Annotated in this window: 16 protein-coding genes; 1 reads left to right on the top strand and 15 read right to left on the bottom strand. The window is 42.9% G+C overall.

The window, feature by feature from the left end; all coding sequences use genetic code 11:
* Positions 1–268 precede the first annotated feature (268 nt).
* The 8 genes from FIS9605_RS0100990 to psbP all read right to left on the bottom strand — a co-directional run bounded on the left by FIS9605_RS0100990 (position 269) and on the right by psbP (position 8,677).
* Positions 269–1,849 (bottom strand): B12-binding domain-containing radical SAM protein, encoded by a 1,581-nt coding sequence (locus FIS9605_RS0100990; protein WP_026730917.1) that lies wholly within the window; start codon positions 1,847–1,849, stop codon positions 269–271.
* A gap of 275 nt (positions 1,850–2,124) precedes the next feature.
* A complete protein-coding gene (locus FIS9605_RS0100985) occupies positions 2,125–3,699 on the bottom strand; it encodes a B12-binding domain-containing radical SAM protein (RefSeq protein ID WP_026730916.1) in 1,575 nt (524 codons plus the stop codon).
* A 402-nt stretch (positions 3,700–4,101) separates the two neighbouring features.
* Entirely contained in the window at positions 4,102–4,428 is a 327-nt protein-coding gene (gene cutA, locus FIS9605_RS0100980) for a divalent-cation tolerance protein CutA (RefSeq protein ID WP_026730915.1), read from the bottom strand.
* 94 nt (positions 4,429–4,522) lie between these two features.
* A complete protein-coding gene (locus tag FIS9605_RS0100975; protein WP_026730914.1) occupies positions 4,523–5,485 on the bottom strand; it encodes a hypothetical protein in 963 nt (320 codons plus the stop codon).
* A gap of 24 nt (positions 5,486–5,509) precedes the next feature.
* Positions 5,510–6,430, bottom strand: a complete 921-nt coding sequence (locus FIS9605_RS0100970) for a hypothetical protein (protein WP_026730913.1) — start codon at positions 6,428–6,430, stop codon at positions 5,510–5,512.
* A 135-nt stretch (positions 6,431–6,565) separates the two neighbouring features.
* On the bottom strand, positions 6,566–7,222 hold the full coding sequence (locus FIS9605_RS0100965; protein WP_026730912.1) for an Npun_F0813 family protein: 657 nt from the start codon (positions 7,220–7,222) through the stop codon (positions 6,566–6,568).
* Between the two features lie 191 nt (positions 7,223–7,413).
* Positions 7,414–8,007, bottom strand: a complete 594-nt coding sequence (locus FIS9605_RS0100955) for a Maf family protein (protein WP_026730911.1) — start codon at positions 8,005–8,007, stop codon at positions 7,414–7,416.
* A 124-nt stretch (positions 8,008–8,131) separates the two neighbouring features.
* A complete protein-coding gene (psbP, locus tag FIS9605_RS0100950; RefSeq protein WP_026730910.1) occupies positions 8,132–8,677 on the bottom strand; it encodes a photosystem II reaction center PsbP in 546 nt (181 codons plus the stop codon).
* 70 nt (positions 8,678–8,747) lie between these two features.
* On the opposite strand from psbP, the gene FIS9605_RS0100945 reads away from it, so the two are divergent.
* On the top strand, positions 8,748–9,371 hold the full coding sequence (locus FIS9605_RS0100945; protein WP_026730909.1) for a hypothetical protein: 624 nt from the start codon (positions 8,748–8,750) through the stop codon (positions 9,369–9,371).
* 40 nt (positions 9,372–9,411) lie between these two features.
* Here the strand turns inward: FIS9605_RS0100945 and FIS9605_RS43750 are convergent, their stop codons facing one another.
* The 7 genes from FIS9605_RS43750 to FIS9605_RS0100915 all read right to left on the bottom strand — a co-directional run bounded on the left by FIS9605_RS43750 (position 9,412) and on the right by FIS9605_RS0100915 (position 16,675).
* Positions 9,412–9,564: a hypothetical protein gene (locus FIS9605_RS43750; RefSeq protein ID WP_197035978.1), complete on the bottom strand. Its 153-nt coding sequence runs from the start codon at positions 9,562–9,564 to the stop codon at positions 9,412–9,414.
* Between the two features lie 57 nt (positions 9,565–9,621).
* A complete protein-coding gene (locus FIS9605_RS0100940; RefSeq protein WP_026730908.1) occupies positions 9,622–11,022 on the bottom strand; it encodes a PP2C family protein-serine/threonine phosphatase in 1,401 nt (466 codons plus the stop codon).
* Positions 11,023–11,975: 953 nt separating this feature from the next.
* Positions 11,976–13,577: a signal recognition particle-docking protein FtsY gene (gene ftsY / locus FIS9605_RS0100935; protein WP_026730907.1), complete on the bottom strand. Its 1,602-nt coding sequence runs from the start codon at positions 13,575–13,577 to the stop codon at positions 11,976–11,978.
* Positions 13,578–13,770: 193 nt separating this feature from the next.
* On the bottom strand, positions 13,771–14,403 hold the full coding sequence (nusB, locus tag FIS9605_RS0100930) for a transcription antitermination factor NusB (RefSeq protein ID WP_026730906.1): 633 nt from the start codon (positions 14,401–14,403) through the stop codon (positions 13,771–13,773).
* 98 nt (positions 14,404–14,501) lie between these two features.
* Complete coding sequence (locus tag FIS9605_RS0100925; RefSeq protein ID WP_026730905.1) at positions 14,502–15,275, bottom strand: DUF502 domain-containing protein; 774 nt, start codon at positions 15,273–15,275, stop codon at positions 14,502–14,504.
* 882 nt (positions 15,276–16,157) lie between these two features.
* Entirely contained in the window at positions 16,158–16,457 is a 300-nt protein-coding gene (locus FIS9605_RS0100920) for a type II toxin-antitoxin system RelE/ParE family toxin (RefSeq protein ID WP_026730904.1), read from the bottom strand.
* On the bottom strand, positions 16,454–16,675 hold the full coding sequence (locus tag FIS9605_RS0100915; protein ID WP_026730903.1) for an addiction module protein: 222 nt from the start codon (positions 16,673–16,675) through the stop codon (positions 16,454–16,456). The genes FIS9605_RS0100920 and FIS9605_RS0100915 overlap by 4 nt, the downstream gene beginning before the upstream one ends.
* Positions 16,676–16,842: the final 167 nt, after the last annotated feature.

Here is a 16,842-nt window from a genome sequence, read left to right as displayed (position 1 = left end):
ATTATTGTTTTATCCACCCAGTGATATAAAGATAGATAAGCTGTCGCGCATGTAACTTGCATATCTAATAGCTTCAGTAAAAGAATTTATAGCTTTCGAGAAAAAAGTAGAGGCTTACTTGGAGGAAGCTATTGCAGAGAAGACAACTATAGAAGCCGCTGTAATCAAAGCAGTTTATGTGAAAGAGCAGCTTGTATCAATTGAGTTTTGGTATTGAGCGATCGCACTTTTTCTATGCACAATCTCAAATGCGATCGCCACTGTTTTCTCAAAGTGTGGCTAATTCTTGTTCCACAGAATTAGGCATAGTCAGCGGATCAAATCCTAACTGCTCAGTAATGCGCTCTCTGGCTAAAACCCGGTATTCCCAAAAATGCTCGCCAGCAGCACACAAGCCCAAATACATATTCAGGAATTGAGGCTTGGTGCGTAGGATAGCCCAAAGCTGTTGCCAAAACTGCAAGCGAATTTCTCGCCTTTGCCAGCCTTGACGCCAGAGTAACTGAGCGAGTAATCGCAGTCCTTTGCCAGGAGGGAAATACATTGTCTGCTGTAGCTGAGGATTGGGTGTGATGTTGAGGCATTGTTGAAAACAACGTCGCAGATAGTTTCTGGGTTCGTACATTTTCCAGATAGCCTCTACATATTCTTTAGCAACTTCAGCCATCGGTCGAGTAGGCACGAAATTCATCAGAGAATTCTGATCTCCTACCTCCAAACCTCCGAATCCCTCCAATAATCGCTGCTCTTGTTTTAGTCTTTGCCAAAGCGCTGTATTAGGAAGGGCTTGCAGTACGCCTAACATTGGTTGGGGAATACTAGTTTGTTCTACAAAAGTTTGAATCCGTTCACCAGCACCCGCCCGTTCTCCATCAAAACCAATGATAAATCCTGCATAAATGAGCAATCCAGCTTGGTTGATGGTCTGACAAGCTTCTAACAGGGGATTGCGAGTATTTTGAAACTTGCGAGTTACTTGCAGACTGTCTTGATCGGGAGTTTCAATCCCTAGAAAGACTGCATAGAATCCAGCTTGATTCATTAGCTCTAGTAGCTCGCTATCCTCTGCTAAATTAACAGAAGCTTCGGTCAGGAAGGTGAAGGGATAATGACGTTCCTGCATCCAAGGAATTAATTCTCGCAGCAGGCGTTTGACATTGCGTGTATTACCGATAAAGTTATCATCCACTATTAAGACAGAGCCACGCCAGCCCAAATCATAAAGGCTTTGCAGTTCCGCCAAGGTTTGACTGGGTTCTTTGGTGCGCGGTTTGCGTCCATAAAGGTTAATGATGTCACAAAATTCGCATTGGAAGGGACAACCGCGAGAAAACTGGATCGCCATCGTTAAGTATTCATCGCGCTTGAGCAAATCGAAGCGAGGTATGGGACTTGTAGTCACGTCTGGCTTTTCCAAAGCGCGAAAAATACCTTGCTCTTGATTTTGGGCGATCGCTTCTAGAAATTGCGGAACTGTAATCTCCCCTTCATCTAAAATTAGGTAATTAGCTCCCGCTTGGAGGGCAGCTTCTGGCACTGAGGTTGGATAAGGGCCACCCACTGCTACTTTTTTCCCTAGCTGTACTGCTTTTTGAATGAGGGCAAGAAAGTCTTGTTTTTGTGCAAGCATGGCAGAGAGAATAACGATCTCGCACCACTGCCAATCAGCATCGGTTTCCTGATTGACATTGCGATCGTAAAATCGAATTTCCCAGTCTGCTGGTAGCAGTGCAGCAACAGTCAGAATGCCCAACGGTGGAATAAATGCCTTTAGTCCTGCTATTTTCATGAATTCGTCGTAGGACCAAAAGGTTTTGGGAAAGCCGGGATAAAGTAACAGTGCTTTCATTGCTGTATTTCCCTGATTGTATTTTGATTGAGGTAATCTTCTAACTTTTAAAAATCCTTTTTCTGAGTTCTTAACGCAGAGATGATTGTCATCTCGGATCGCGCCCAGTTGTCTTACAAAATCCCAAATCTCAAACCGTTAAGTAGGTAGGTGGGAATAAAAGCAGCTATGTGTTTTGGAATATAAAAATACTCAAACCCTTACCAATGACAAATGACAAATGACGATCCTCACAAGTTAACTTTATTCGTGCCCACCTAATACTTGTCATCTATTCAATTAATAAGTTCTAGCGAATAAGTTGCGGTCTTCTCCTGTTCTTGTGTGTCTTGTTTCAACGCTGCCAGTTTTTGCAGCAATTGTGCCCTGACTTCATAGCGGTAGTTAAAGAAGTGTTCACCTACACCTAGGGTAGTTAAGTAGTCATACAATAAACGGGGTTTGGAAAAAGCGATCGCCACTAATTGCCACCAGAACCGCCAGCGCGTAGAACGTACTACACCCTGTCGCCAGCAAATTGCAGTATATAAACGTATCTCCTTCGATGCGATCGGACGCTTAGTTTTACCCCGCCAACCTTTCATCATCATAAAGTGGCGGAATGTCCGTTTCAGATAAGGCATCGGTTCATAGATATTCCAGAAGGCGTCGATATATTCCTCAACTATTTCTTCCACCGGACGTGTCGGTACAAAGTTCATAATCGCACCTTGGTGGAATGTTCCCAACCCATCAATGAGTCGCCCTTCTTGCTTCAGGCGGTTCCACATGGCAGTATTTTGCAATGCTTGCAGCAAGCTAAACTGTCCTTGGGGAATACCCGTTTCTTCAATAAATTCCTGGATACGCCGGCCTGCACCAAGACGTTCGTTGTCAAATCCCATGATAAAACCAGACATAATCTGCAATCCTGCCCGCGTGATTTTGTGGCAAGACTCGATCAGGTCGCGGCGTGTATTCTGGACTTTGTGAATGCCCAACAGACTATCTGTGTCTGGGGTTTCAATGCCCATAAACACGAGAGTGAAACCAGCTTTGACCATCAATTCTATTAGTTCTTCATCCTCCGCTAGGTTGAGAGAAGCTTCTGTCACCAGAATGAACGGGTAATCGTGTTCTTCCATCCAGGGGATGAGCGCCTGTAGAAATACTTTAGCGTTGCGTTTATTGCCAATAAAATTGTCATCTACTACGAATACGTAGCGTCGCCAGCCCAAATCGTAGAGGACTTGAAATTCCTTGAGCATTTGTTCTGGTGTTTTGGTGCGGGGCTTGCGTCCGTACAAGTTGATAATGTCACAAAATTCACACTGGAACGGACACCCTCTCGAAAACTGTACTGTTATTGCCAGGTAAGCATCTAGATCCAGCAAGTCAAAGCGTGCAATGGGTGTTTGAGTAACATCAGGTTTTTCTGTCGCGCGGAAAATGCCCCATTCTTCTCCCCGTGCCAAGGCTTCTAAAAACATGGGGATAGTGTATTCTCCCTCATCTAAAATCAAATAATGTGCTCCCGCTTCCAAGGCAAATTCCGGTACTGATGTGGGGAAAGGCCCGCCTACCGCCACTTTTTTACCTAACGCCACTCCTTTTTGAATTAACTCCCAAAAATCTTGTTTCTGGATAATCATTGCAGACATGATGACAATATCGCACCATGCCCAATCGTCATCTTCCTCCAGACGGATATTGCGATCGACAAAGCGAATTTCCCAATCAGCAGGTAACATCGCCGCTACTGTTATTAAACCCAATGGTGGATTAGTAGAGCGTAAACCCGCCAAGTCCAGAGTTTCCTGGTAAGACCAGAAGGAATTGGGCATTATGGGCCAGAGTAGTAAAGCTTTCATAAAGCGTATACCCCGGAGTATAAAAAAATAATTAATTACTTCCAAGATTACTGCTAGTTTCTCTCACCAGAATTTAAGTTTTGTCGAGTTTTGTAAAGTAAATATACGCGATCGCTCCAGAGTCCAAAGCATGCCCTCGAGTGCAGGGTAGGGTCAATAGTCAAAAGTCCAAAATTTTTTTAGCTGATGTAAAAGGAACTGGGGCATAAAAATTATGAATTATGAATTATGAATTATGAAATTTTCAGCCCAATCGCATTCATCATTCATCATTCTCACCAGTACCCAATCCCCAATCACCAATTCCCAATACCCAGTTTGGTATAAGTTATTGGTAGGAACGTGGAGAAAAATTAACTACCAACCACTAATGACCCATGACCAATGACCAATGACCAATGACTAATGATTAACTTGTTCTGAAATCCACTGCAAATAGGGATGAGAACCTGCAATAATAGGCAGAGCAATAATTTCTGGAACTTGGTAAGAGTGAATCTCGCGAATTTTGGCTTCTAAGTTAGAAAATTGGTTCAAGTCAGTTTTGATGAACAGCTGCCATTCTTGCTCTTTTTGTACTTCTCCTTGCCAGGTATAAACAGACTGGATCGGGAAAAAATTTGCGCAAGCAGCAAGTTTAGATTCTACAAGAACAGATGCGATCGCCTCTGCCTCTTCCCTAGAGGCAGCAGTCACCAAAACTATACCGTAGCCAGTTGAGTTATCCATAAATTTGCTCAAATTTTGGATTTGTCAAAAGTCCTTTGTCATTTGTCAAAAGCTAATGACCAATGACCAATGACCAATGACTAATGACCAATGACTATACCGTAGACAGAGAATAGACCTGACCATCGATCAACAGTCGGGTAATGCCCTTAGCTTCTAGGTGATAACGAGCCTTGTGCAGCATTCTGCTATCAGGAACTTTCACTACGCGATCGCGTTTGGTAGAGAAGCGCTTTGCCACTCGATGATTATCAAACACTGGCAGAGTTCTTTCCTGAGTTTCCAGACTGGGGATATGTCCCAAGTCGCCAAAGTCCCTAAGTGGTCTGGTGATTAATTCCGAGGAGCGATCGATCACCAAATAGCAAGTTCTGGGTAGACTAGCCGCTGATAACGGCAAGACTCGCACAAAAGCATCACCAGTTCTAGCTCTTGTCACTAGGCGTGGTGCTTCTACAAAGTCTTCTTCCTCCTCGAAATCTTCATCCTCAAAGTCTTCTTCGTCGAGGTCTTCATCTAAATCCTCTAACTCCTCCGACTCATCTAACAACTCTTCTCCCAACATTTCCGCTATGACTTTGGCATCTGCACGTGTATCTTCAACAAGCGGACTGGGAATATTTGTCACTTCTTGAATTTGGGGTAAAAGCTCCAATTGCTCAGCTACTGGTGGCGTTGGTTCCGATGGAGCAGATGAGCGCCGCCGCACTCTTCTACGATGGGAATCTTGCTCTTCAGTCACAGCAATAGGACTGGGTTGTTCCTCTGGAACTTCCTCTTTTAGTGGCTCTAGTGGCTCCTCTTCTGGTTCTAGCTCTGGTTGGATAAATGTAGGCGGGTTTTCGTAGCTTACTTGTGCCCTTCCCTCGGGAGTTCTGGCAGCACGCTTTAAAGAAACGAGGTACTCGTACTCGTCTTCTGCTAATGTACTTTTAAGTAAACGGCTAATTGTCGAGTTACTCACGTCATAGCGTTCCGCCAAAGTAGAGGTCGTTTCAGCAGTTTGACGATATAATTTTAGGATTTCTTGCTTATCAGATTCTGTTAGTTTTCTCACGGCAAACACCAAACAAAAATTTTTCTAAGTACGTTTTCTGACCCGTTCTCGCCGGGAACGGTTTAATGATGCGTCATATTCCAAGACAGCACCCATACCAAATAACACTCCACTCCACACCCAAAATACTTCTAGTATCTCTCCACTTTGATAATTAGGAATCGAATTCGTGGCGTATTTATACCACATATCTGCAATGTAGAGCGAAAATGTCGCAGCTGCAATCATACGCCAAGAAAGAGAAACTCGTCCGCCCCAAAAAGCTAGTAATAGGGTAGTAGCGATAATTAACAGCAATACGTCGCTGATCACGTAAAACCAATTCAAAGCGGAAGCAACCAATTCCAATCCGGGAGGATATTGGGCTTCGACTGCTGCCTGCGGTTGATTGGAAATTAACCATGCCAACGCACTACCAAAAGCTCCTATTGCTAATACTATTATCCACTGTGAAGTTTCCAAATTCAGTCGTCTAGAAGCCACTGCTAAAGCCATGCCTACGCCCAGCAATAGATATGTTATTACAAAAAATACATCACCTAAGGAAGGGAAAGGTTCTTCTTGTAGGACTATTTCCGTATACCCAAAAAATATTCCTCCCAAAAAATAAGAAAGCATACCAATACCAATTGCCAGCCATACTTTACGACCGCTAACTATTTGCTGACTGCGCCAATTCCTAAAACATAAGATACTAGCAGCCAGGTAAGCTAGCGCTTCAAAAACATTTGTGCCAAGAACATACCAATCAGCACGCCTTAAGCAATTTGTTTCCAGAGCTTTTGCACCCAACTTGGCTATACAATCTGGGCTGGCTGGGACTTTAGCACTAAATAATAAAAAGTACAAAAGTGCTAGTACACCCCAACCGATGCTAGCCAAAATGATGTTCTCAGTGGTGAATAAAGATTTTGAATCTTGATTATTGTTGTAAATGCTACTCATAAGACCTGACTGTGACAGTGCATTACTGCAATATTTTTTGAGGTGGAATATATGTGAAACAGTTATTTGACAAGGATTTTGTCAATTTAACTGCTCGATAAAATTGATTCCAACGTCAACAAACACTGATAGATGCTAATGCCACAGTTTACTCAGTGGAGACTGATTTAGCCAACTGATGAATAGCGATCGCTCTCCTTGGGGCATATCTTGTAATTTATCAGCCACAGGATGGGCAAAATTAGTATTGCCAAAATAGGCTTTTCCCAACCGATGTAGGTCTTGCAAGAGGGTAATAACATGATGTTCTTGCCAATCGGGCACTGGCACAGTCAGTGGGTCTATATCTAGCAAGAATTTGACTCCCTCTGACGAAGATACCTGGGGAAATTGCCACTGCTGCAAAACCTCCGCAATTTCTTTCTGAAATAATGCGGCTTGCCTAGCACCTAAAAAATCTTCTATATCCATATACACAGCTTGCAGCAGCAAAATACTAGCTTGAGTAAAAATACTAATTTTACTATGGCTACCCGTGTCGCCACTCAGTTGATCTAAACGGATTTTACCCCAAACGCTAAAACGTTCAGGTTCTTCCAATAAAACACAGGCTTTGCCTTTGTTATCGGTCAATTCTCTCCACAAGGCTTTGGCTTCTTCTTCTTGACTAGCTTTGAAGACGCTAATTAATCTAAAGGTCTGCCCCTGATAATGGAGTATTGGTACTTGCTGATCTCGTTTTGGGTGCCCAATAGTCGATATTTCAACATCCTGCCTTTTAAGAATAAACATGACACTGGCAAATAACTCCTCACAGGGGCGTTCTTAATTAATATGGCAGATATCATAACTCTATTAGGGCAGGATGCGCTTCTGTTAGTTGTTGGTGGTTGGTAGTTGTTTGTTGGTAGTTGGTAGTTAGTAGTTGGTGGTTGGTAGTTGGTTGTTCCAAACAACGAACAACAAACACCAAACAACAAAATCTAATTCCAAAAATCAGTCACCTCATACCCAAGTTCTACCAGCATTTGCCGTAGAAGAGGCAAACTCAGCCCAATCACATTACTGTGACAACCTTCGAGTTTTTCTACAAACAAACCACCACGGCCTTCCAAGGCAAAAGCCCCAGCACACTTGAGGGGTTCGCCTGTAGCGACATATGCATCAATAGTGCGATCGCCGATCGACGCGAAGTAAACCCTTGTTACCTGACACTTGACTAAAGTGCGGTTGTGAGAAAGGTCAATCAAGGCATGGCCAGTGTAGAGGTCGCCAATATTACCTCGCATCATCTGCCAGCGTTGATATGCTTCTTCTGCATTTTTTGGTTTGCCGTGAATTTCACCATTAACAGCTAAAACTGAATCACAACCCATAATCAAACCGGATGGAAACTGAGGGGCTACAGTTTCCGCTTTCCGTTGGGCAAGAGTTTGTACCAATTGTGCTGGATCGTTAAGTTTGACTTGCGACTCATCAAAATCACTAGGATAAACTATCGGTTCGATACCAGCAGTTTGCAGCAAGCGGCGTCGCGCCGGTGAAGCAGAGGCGAGTATAAATTGAGGAATACCCATATGTGAGGAGTGGGGAGAGTGGGAGAGGGGGAGAGTGGGGGAGTGGGAGAATAACAACCAACAACCAACCACCAACCACTAACTACTAACTACTAACTACTAACTTTTGATCAATGACTAATGACTAATACACAGAAAAAGAATCAACAGATTCTTCAATCATGCCTTTGACTTTCCGCCAGCGTTTTTCGGGAATGGAGGCATTAAAAGTAAAAAGTTTACCTCGGCTGGTGGCTACACTGGCCAGATTGTGGCGTTTTTGGTTATTGGGAAGCGTGATTAAGTACTCTAATTTGTAATAAGTTTTACCGTTAGATTCTCGCTGTTCGGCGTTGACTAATTCGGCTGTCCGTCCTGAACCTTCAGGAGCAAGAGCATTTTTTCCTAGTCTATATCCTACCTCACCAGCTGTACCTAGTTCTGTTAAAGTTTTGGCTTCCGGTACCGGACTAATTACAACAGAGATATTTTCACTCATTTCGATCAAATCGTGGAAGACTACATCAGGACCGTTAGCAACTTTAACTTGCACCCAGCCGTTAGGATATAAGAACTGATAGCCATCGTTAGTGTTTACATAGCTTTTGAGTGCAGCAGCAGTAGCCGAACCGTAATTAGTTAAGCTGAAGCTAAACACCAATAGCAAAATTACTGCAATTCGTTTCCACATTTGTTTTAATTCCTTTAGGCTGGAAGCAACACAAGGCAAGTGTAATTTTTCGTTTTTCATTGTGCCACGGATGCTGACAACTTACGAACTGCGCTGGTTTTACCCTGGTAAAGCACCAGAAGACATCCAACATTGGTTTGAGCAGAATTGTCTAGTTCAGCCAATACAATCTCCAGAAGCACGAGAAGATTTATATCTTTACTCTCCCAAATGTGAATTTTTGGGAATCAAATTACGGCAAGATCAACTGGAAATCAAATGGCGTAAAGCAGAGTTAGGCGTGATGTCTATTGGCGAATTTATTGAGGGCAAAGTTGAAAAATGGACTAAATGGCTTTGTCAAGATCCAATGGAAGAAAGTTCTCAACTACAAGAGATTTTGAGTCACCCTGCTTGGGTAAGTATTAAAAAAGTTCGCTATTCACAACATTACCAGGTCTCATCTGAATTTTCACTACAACCTGTATCTAGTAAAGAAAATATCGATAATGGTTGTAGTGTGGAACTAACGCATCTTGTCATTAGCGATCGCGATTGGTGGAGTCTTGCTTTTGAAGCTTTTGGTGATGACGCCCGTTTACTCGATAATCTTCAGTTCACAGCCAATAGTATATTCAATACCTATGAAGGCTCAAAGCTGCTTGCTGTAGATTCTTATGCCTATCCAATTTGGTTAGCGTTAGCTTGTCGATGACAAAACAAATTAGATTAACGTAATAATCGGTTAACTTATGTTAATAATAATACTTATACAAATCTGAAAAGTAAGGCAATAAAAATAAAGTTAAGGTAAAATACTTGACCATCATACTGGGATAGCGATCGCTCATCACCAAGATGATTCCCGAGCAATTAATAACAAGGAAAGCATCTATGAGTTTAAGCAAAGGTTTTTGTCCTTTGTCATTTGTAATAACTAATGACCAGTGACAAGTGACTAATGACTATTGACTATCAACTTGCAACACAACCAACGTCATATCATCGGTATTTTGTTTCTCAGTACCGATGAATTGTTGTACTCGTTCAAACAGGTAATCTAGAATTTCCTGTGGGGTATCGCAACGCCTGCAAGCAGCGCTGAATTCATCGACGAAGTTTTCTTCTTCAAAGCGATCGCCACTTGCGGCGGCTGCGTCGGTCAAGCCATCTGTATAGTAAATAATTGTATCTCCCGGTTCTAACTTGGCTTGACCATCTTCGTACTGGCTGTTAGCATCCAAACCAATCAGCATTCCTAGAGTATCTAAGCGCGTTACAGTTTTTGTGGCAGCGTGCCACCAGATCGGAGGATTGTGTGCAGCATTACTATAGGACAAAATCTGGGTTTGCGGGTCGTATTCTGAGTAAAACAATGTGACGAAGCGGTTGGAATTTTCTAAATCCGCATACATGACTCGATTCAAATTTTGGAGAATCTGGGCAGGAGTGTTACTGTGCAGCACCTCTCCCCGTAGCATTCCCCGCATCATTGTCATAATTAGCCCTGCGGGAACACCTTTACCCATCACATCACCAATCACCAAAGCCCAACGACTAGGTTCCGCAATTGCATCTACGGTTGGCGGCAAAATCAAATTTTGATTAGTAGGAATAAAGTCGTAGTAGTCTCCACCCACGCGATTAGCTGGTTTACAACGTGCAGCCAGAACTACACCAGGAATAGTAGGGCATTGGCGTGGCAGAAGTCGCCGTTGAATCTCTGCACCAATTTCTAGTTCTTGGTCTAGGCGTTCTTTTTTCCTTAGTTCTACAGCAAGTTCATCGTTTTCAATCGCTACTGCGGTTTGGTCTGCCACTAACCGGACTAACTTTTGTCTGGTTTCCGTCCAACTATACTCTGGATCGCGGCTCAAAACATAAAGCCATCCCCGTTCTACATGCTTGACCAGAATTGCCGTGCCAAAGACTTGCACATCCGGCCCTAGATGTTGATGCATTTGAGCATCCAAAATACTTGTGGTAGTTGCTAGCGGCGATGTATTTGGCGTATGTGTAATTTGGCTACTTGCTGTTTCTAGCGCTTTGCGGATATCTTTCCTTTGGCGACTGTCCTGCCAGTGAAGCTGTTCTAGCCTGACTTGACCGTTGGGTTTGTAGAGAAACAGTGCGCTACCGTCGGCATCTGTAACTCTTGTTGCCATTAGGGGTATCAACTCTAAGAACTGGTTTAAGTTGTTAAAGCTTCTGAGGGCAAATCCTAAAGAACTTAGCAAATCTTGGATCTTGTTCTGCTCCCGGTGCAGCCTTGCCACGAGTTCTTTCAGAGCCACAACTGGGGTAACATCTGTTGCGGCACTAGTATTACTGTCGGTGGGTTCAGAAGGCAGTTTAGGCACAAGCACAGGTATTATTTCACTTCAATAAGCAGATTCGAGATTACTTTTCAATCAACTGGGTTTGGAATCGCTAAACCATATTGAGACAAGATTCGTCAGTTTAGCAAGAGTAGAAAGACGTAAGTGTAAATTCTACAAGTTTTTCATTTTCGATCTCATTTCTTCATCAATCCTAGGTATTTCAAGTGATGTATTTTTAGTCTAAAACCGATCTATCAACAGCAGTAATTTTTACTAAGTAACTGAAGGCTCTAAATTTTTTCATAATTTTATTACTATGTCATATACCTTAAGAGAGAAATATTTGCTGGGAAATAGGAGTCGCTTTTGAAACTGAGGGGTAAAGTACATGAGGGGTTTTACCATTTTGAAATTATACAAAGAAGATGCTCTTGAACTTCTTCTATTAAGAAATAGAAGTTATTTAAAAAACTCAAAAGAAAATCATAACTCAAGATATTTCACTTGAACATTAGATATGATGATGTTTTAGTCATGTTATTACACTTACACTCTTTAAACTACATTCAGAGAATATTTTGGGGGCATTGATCGGCAAATCCTGGGAAAGAGTTTGTAAGTACTATTCCAATAAACTTACATCAAATAAGACTTTTTGCAGCAATGTTTTACATACCTTTTGTGAGTCGGTCAAAGAAAGCATTAAGTTGCAATTCTAGCAAAGGTTTCCCGCCCTTTATCACCAACTAACAGTTTGTTGGACTTACGCTTTTAGGACTTACGCTTTTTTCAGTATGTTCTTTTCAAGCGATTCAACTGAATAATATCAGATATAGTAAGTCTAAATTTATTAGTGTTGAAAAAAACTCTTCAATCAGTGTTGTGTGGCAGAAATAGCTAGTACAGGAAGGCAGAAATAATCTGAGTGTTAAGAACAGACAAAAAACTTACAGTACAAGCTTTTTACCTGCTGCCTCCTGCATAGCTGCTTTCTTACACTAGCCACTTAAAAGTGCTTCGACAAACTCGTAGCTGGAAAAAGGACGTAAGTCTTCGATGCCTTCACCAGCACCAATAAAGCGAATTGGTAAACCCAACTGCTGCACAACCGCAAGAGCAACGCCTCCTTTAGCAGTGCTATCTAGTTTGGTCAATACCACACCAGTGAGATTGGCAGCTTCGGAAAACACTTCTGCTTGCCGCAATCCATTTTGACCCAAAGTGGCATCAAGAACCAATAGTGATTCTACTTTAGCGTTGGCGGCTTTTTTGTCGATAATCCGACGAATTTTACTGAGTTCCTCCATTAAATTTTTCTTATTTTGAAGTCTGCCTGCGGTATCTACCAGAAGTAATTCTGTTTCCCGGGCTTGTGCCGCTGCGATCGCATCGAACACTACAGCAGCCGGATCTGTATTCTTACCCGGATTGGCAATGACTTCTACACCACTGCGATCGCCCCAAATCTTCACCTGTTGCACAGCAGCAGCGCGGAAAGTATCCGCCGCCCCAATCAAGCATTGGTAGCCGGATTTTTGCGCCAAGTGAGCGATTTTGCCGATAGTAGTGGTTTTCCCAGCCCCGTTTACTCCGGTAATTAACCAAATGTTCAAGGTATCTTTTTCGGGGGCAAACAAAGGTTTTTGAGATTTATGAATCGGCTCATCCAGCATATCCCGCAGGATGCGTTTGAGGTAGGCGATCGCTTCTTCTGGTGGCAAAGCTTCTTCGCGCAGCTTTTTCTGTAAAGCGTTGATGATGTAATCTGTCGCCTCTACACCCACATCAGCTTGCAACAGCAATGCCTCAATTTCTGCTACCCCAGCTTGGTTCAGCGGGCCTTGACCGACAATTGCCTTGAGTTGATTGACAATGTTACGACGGGTTTTGTCTAACCCCTGTCGTAGCCTTTTTAGCCAAGTAATTTCCTCAATCGAAATATCTTCTACACGCCTACCTTGTGCCGCCAGCACTTCGGCTGACCACAAAAATCCTTCATCAAAAGCCAGTTCGGGTATTTCTTCTGTTACTGTTGCAGTAGCAGTGGCAGCTGCTGCTGGTTGTACCTCTTCCAGTTCTGTGACTTCAATCGCGGTGGCAATTAATCGTTCCTGCTTTGCTTTTCGTTCTGCTGCTGCCCGTTCTAACAATGATACAGGCGTTGCTGGTTGTGTTATCTCTTCTTGTTTTACCTCTTTTGCGGCTACAACTTCTGGACTTTCTTCTGCTGTAGCAGGTGGCGTTTGGGTTGTTGTTTCTGCAACTGTGACAGCTGGTTCTTCAACTGCTGTTGTTTCAGTTTCTAGTGATGGCGCTGTTGTGGCAGTATCTTCAGATACCAATTTTTCTGGTTCAGCCTCAGCTATTGCTTCACTAGGTGGAGTTTCTACTGCTTGGGGTTGTTGCTTTTGCTGAATATTTTTGTAAGCAGCTTTAGCATATGCCAGTAAATCTGTCGCTTCTGGTTGTTCTGTTGCTGGGGTTGGCGTTGCTGCTGATTCTGGGGAAGATGGTTCTACAACAGGAGTTTCTGCCTGTTGTTCTTGGGAGGTAGTATCTGGAGATTCATTATATTTACGACGAAACCAATTGAAAGCCATTTGCAGCTAGTTGTGTTAGTGATGATTTATCTCCACACTACCAAGTAAATATCTCAAGCTGCGATCGCGCCAAAAAAGAGTGTGGAGGTGGGGAGATGGGGAGAGTGGGCATTGATTGGGCATTGGTCATTGGGAATTGGAAATAACCAGCAACCACTAACCACTAACCACCAACAACCAACAACCAACCAATCTAAACAGTTTGTTTTTGCTGCTGCGTGACTCGGCGTAGAACACCGTTGATAAATCGATGACCTTCTTCGCCACTGTAACGTTTGGCTAGTTCTACAGCTTCGTCAATCGCCACGCTGTTAGGAACTCCTAGATACAGCATTTCTGCCACAGCAATTCGCAAAATATCGCGGTCAATTTGAGCAAGGCGAGTCACTTGCCAATCTACTAATGCCGTGCCTATTTGTTCATCTATATTTTTTCGCTCTTCATCGACTGTTCTGACAATTTCAATGGCGTATCTGCTAACTTCTTTGTCTTGGTTTGCTAACTGAATCAATTCAGGAAACTCAATTGCTGCACTCAGTTGGTTGATTGCAGTTTGAGTGTAAGAGATAGCCTCCTTCACCATAGTTCTTGCGGTATTCACATCAGTGGCGCGAGTTTGGCTACTCAAGAGGCGATCGTTACTGCGTTGCAGTTCGCCAACTGCATTATCCAGAGTATCTTGCACTTCCGATCTTAAGGTGCGTACTGCTGCCAGCACTAATTTCGGTAGTTGGTCTTCAGTTAGTTTTTTTGGATTGGCTGGCAGCTGAGAGAGGCTCAAAAGCGCCAATTCACGGGCGATTTGACGGGGTTTCCGAGGTTGCATAAAAGTTTAAGTGAGGGAGTATGAGGAGTGTTTTAGCGAAATCAATGGAGTTAAAAGTATATCAGCAACGCCTGCTTATTAACTAAACATGATTGATTTTAAGTATCTTCGACGGGAAAAACTTGCCGTTTTGGTTCTATAGGCGACACTTCCAATTGACGGTCTTTGGTAATAATTAGAGAAGGTAGGGGTGTATTGGGGGCAACAATACCACCAGAAACTATGATTTTAAAGGCGTCTTCTATCGACATCGACAGGTTAACCACATCATCTTCGGGAACTACTGCATACCATCCAGTTGTAGGGTTAGGAGTCGTGGGAATAAAAATACTGAGCATGGGGCGGGACATGTGAGTTTGAATGTCACTGCTGACAACACCAGTTACAAAAGCGATCGCCCAAATTCCCTGGCGGGGATACTCTACCAAAATTACACGGCGAAACTTGCCATTTGTATCTTTGAGTACTGTTTCCAGAAGTTGCTTGAGAGTTTTGTAAACCTGTCCAGCCAAAGGAATTGCTTGTAGGACTCGCTCACCAAAATCCAGCAACCACCGTCCAACAATGTTCCTAGCCATCAAGCCAATCAAGAGAATACTCAGCAGCGGTACCATCAGTCCCACTAACAGATTTAGTAGATTAACTAAGATGGGGTGCATTCCATCAAAAGGATTCAGTTGTTTAGGAATGCGAGTGAGAAAGTTAATGACCCAGCTGGCAATGGTAATCGATAGCCAAATAGTAGTTGCTAGGGGAATTACCACCAACAAACCAGCAATCAGGTCATTTTTTAAATCCTGCTTCCAGCGATCGATTACCAAACCGCGATTCTCCTTTTTTAGGGTAGTAGAATTTCTGTTATTGGAATTCATAACAGCAGTTTCGTCAAATGGCGAAGACAGTCCTTGACATATAAGACGGCATTAGCTAATAACTGTTCGGTGACAGTCAACAGTTGCACCGCTGCCGTCAAAAATTTGCTTCTGGCTAGAGAACAAGCTATTTTTCTATCCTAATTTGAGCATATAGACTTATACCAACTGCGATCGCAGTTGGATAATCTAAATACGGTGTTACTTTACTTTTTAAGACTTGTAAATGATTGTTGCAAGCCTTAAGGGTATTTCTAATACTACCGCGCTCGCTCAAAAGCTGCTTATAATTCTGAAAGTCTTTATAGACAAGTTCAGAATCTGTTTGTTTGTTGGGCTAGCTTGATGAGGACATCATCGAATATTCTGAAAAATTTATTTGCAAAATATGAAATTATATAATTTATTTTAACTTAACAGAATTAATCAGCCCACAACTTCAAGCCTGGAACCATCAAGTCTGTTTGAAAATCCACGCTAGTCACTACAACAGAACGCTAAGTACAGTTTTACGTAAAAGCGTAGCGATTTAAAAGGCACTCGTGAGCAAAGGTAAACGCAGAGGGGAGGCAGCGCGTTGGAGGGTTTCCCACGGCAGATCCTTCAACGGAGGGAACCTCCGCAACGCACTGCCTCCCCAACCCTACGCTTCGTGGGGACCCCGCAGCAAAGCGTTGTAGCGACTGCCGTCGCGCGGAGTCTTGGTGCTAAAATTTCGCCATGAACTTATGCAATGTTGTACTAAGCGCTGTAAAAGTATCAGTAGTAGACAGGCTGCGAGGGGAAGATGGTGAGATTAAATACAGGTGATCGCACTTACCACGCCTTCATAAAAAAAGCGATCGCTTTTGTTAGGTGTGAACTCAAAAGATGCGATCGCATTCAATCACTTCGACATTGCCATTGTTGTGGGTCGCGTTTAACGTGAAAGCAGGCAATAACAATAATGGTATCTTCTTCAAAAAGGTAAAAAATTCCATAGGGAAATCGACGAATTAATGCTCGTCGTATTTCTTGATGTACCAAAGGATAAGCTAAAAGATTGCGTCCAATTCCAGCTAGACAGCTATCAACTACACGTACAAACTCATAACCCAGTCCGGGATTGCTTTCTTCGTACCACTCAAAAGCTTCCTCAATATCAAGTTCTGCCTCTGGGCTAATCAGTAACTTATAATTCATTGAGAAAAGCCCAGTCGTTGCTTAATCTCTTGCCAGCTTGAACCCAGCATCGAATTTTGGCGATACTGTTCTAAGCGTCGGTCTAATTCTTGCTGCTGCGCCTTACTCACAGGAACTTCCCCAGGTGTTGCAAGGATGCTATCCCACAAATCCTCTGCAAGTTGGATTCGCTCAGCTACACTCAATTGAGAAATGTCAACCTTCAATAATGGATGCATATTTAACTGCACCAAAGTTTAATTTTGTTAATATTCTAGCCCTATTAGAGCAAAATGCGGAAAAGGAAGCAGGGAACTGGGAGTTGAAGCTGTAGGGGCGAGACAACACCAATTTTCCACGAATAGCTTTTATGCTTGGTTTCATTAAAAAAATGCGATCGCATTTT

The sequence above is a fragment of the Fischerella sp. PCC 9605 genome (assembly GCF_000517105.1).
GTDB lineage: Bacteria > Cyanobacteriota > Cyanobacteriia > Cyanobacteriales > Nostocaceae > PCC9605.
The sequence above is the reverse complement of the archived record's forward strand: the minus strand, read 5'-3'. Positions and strand labels throughout refer to the sequence as shown.

Bases quoted from the DNA above. Each gene is read 5' to 3' on its own strand.
- FIS9605_RS0100990 (WP_026730917.1), bottom strand. From the start codon at position 1,849: ATGAAAGCACTGTTACTTTATCCCGGCTTTCCCAAAACCTTTTGGTCC.
- FIS9605_RS0100985 (WP_026730916.1), bottom strand. From the start codon at position 3,699: ATGAAAGCTTTACTACTCTGGCCCATAATGCCCAATTCCTTCTGGTCT.
- cutA (WP_026730915.1), bottom strand. From the start codon at position 4,428: ATGGATAACTCAACTGGCTACGGTATAGTTTTGGTGACTGCTGCCTCT.
- FIS9605_RS0100970 (WP_026730913.1), bottom strand. From the start codon at position 6,430: ATGAGTAGCATTTACAACAATAATCAAGATTCAAAATCTTTATTCACC.
- FIS9605_RS0100965 (WP_026730912.1), bottom strand. From the start codon at position 7,222: ATGTTTATTCTTAAAAGGCAGGATGTTGAAATATCGACTATTGGGCAC.
- FIS9605_RS0100955 (WP_026730911.1), bottom strand. From the start codon at position 8,007: ATGGGTATTCCTCAATTTATACTCGCCTCTGCTTCACCGGCGCGACGC.
- psbP (WP_026730910.1), bottom strand. From the start codon at position 8,677: ATGTGGAAACGAATTGCAGTAATTTTGCTATTGGTGTTTAGCTTCAGC.
- FIS9605_RS0100945 (WP_026730909.1), top strand. From the start codon at position 8,748: ATGCTGACAACTTACGAACTGCGCTGGTTTTACCCTGGTAAAGCACCA.
- ftsY (WP_026730907.1), bottom strand. From the start codon at position 13,577: ATGGCTTTCAATTGGTTTCGTCGTAAATATAATGAATCTCCAGATACT.
- nusB (WP_026730906.1), bottom strand. From the start codon at position 14,403: ATGCAACCTCGGAAACCCCGTCAAATCGCCCGTGAATTGGCGCTTTTG.
- FIS9605_RS0100925 (WP_026730905.1), bottom strand. From the start codon at position 15,275: ATGAATTCCAATAACAGAAATTCTACTACCCTAAAAAAGGAGAATCGC.
- FIS9605_RS0100920 (WP_026730904.1), bottom strand. From the start codon at position 16,457: ATGAATTATAAGTTACTGATTAGCCCAGAGGCAGAACTTGATATTGAG.
- FIS9605_RS0100915 (WP_026730903.1), bottom strand. From the start codon at position 16,675: ATGCATCCATTATTGAAGGTTGACATTTCTCAATTGAGTGTAGCTGAG.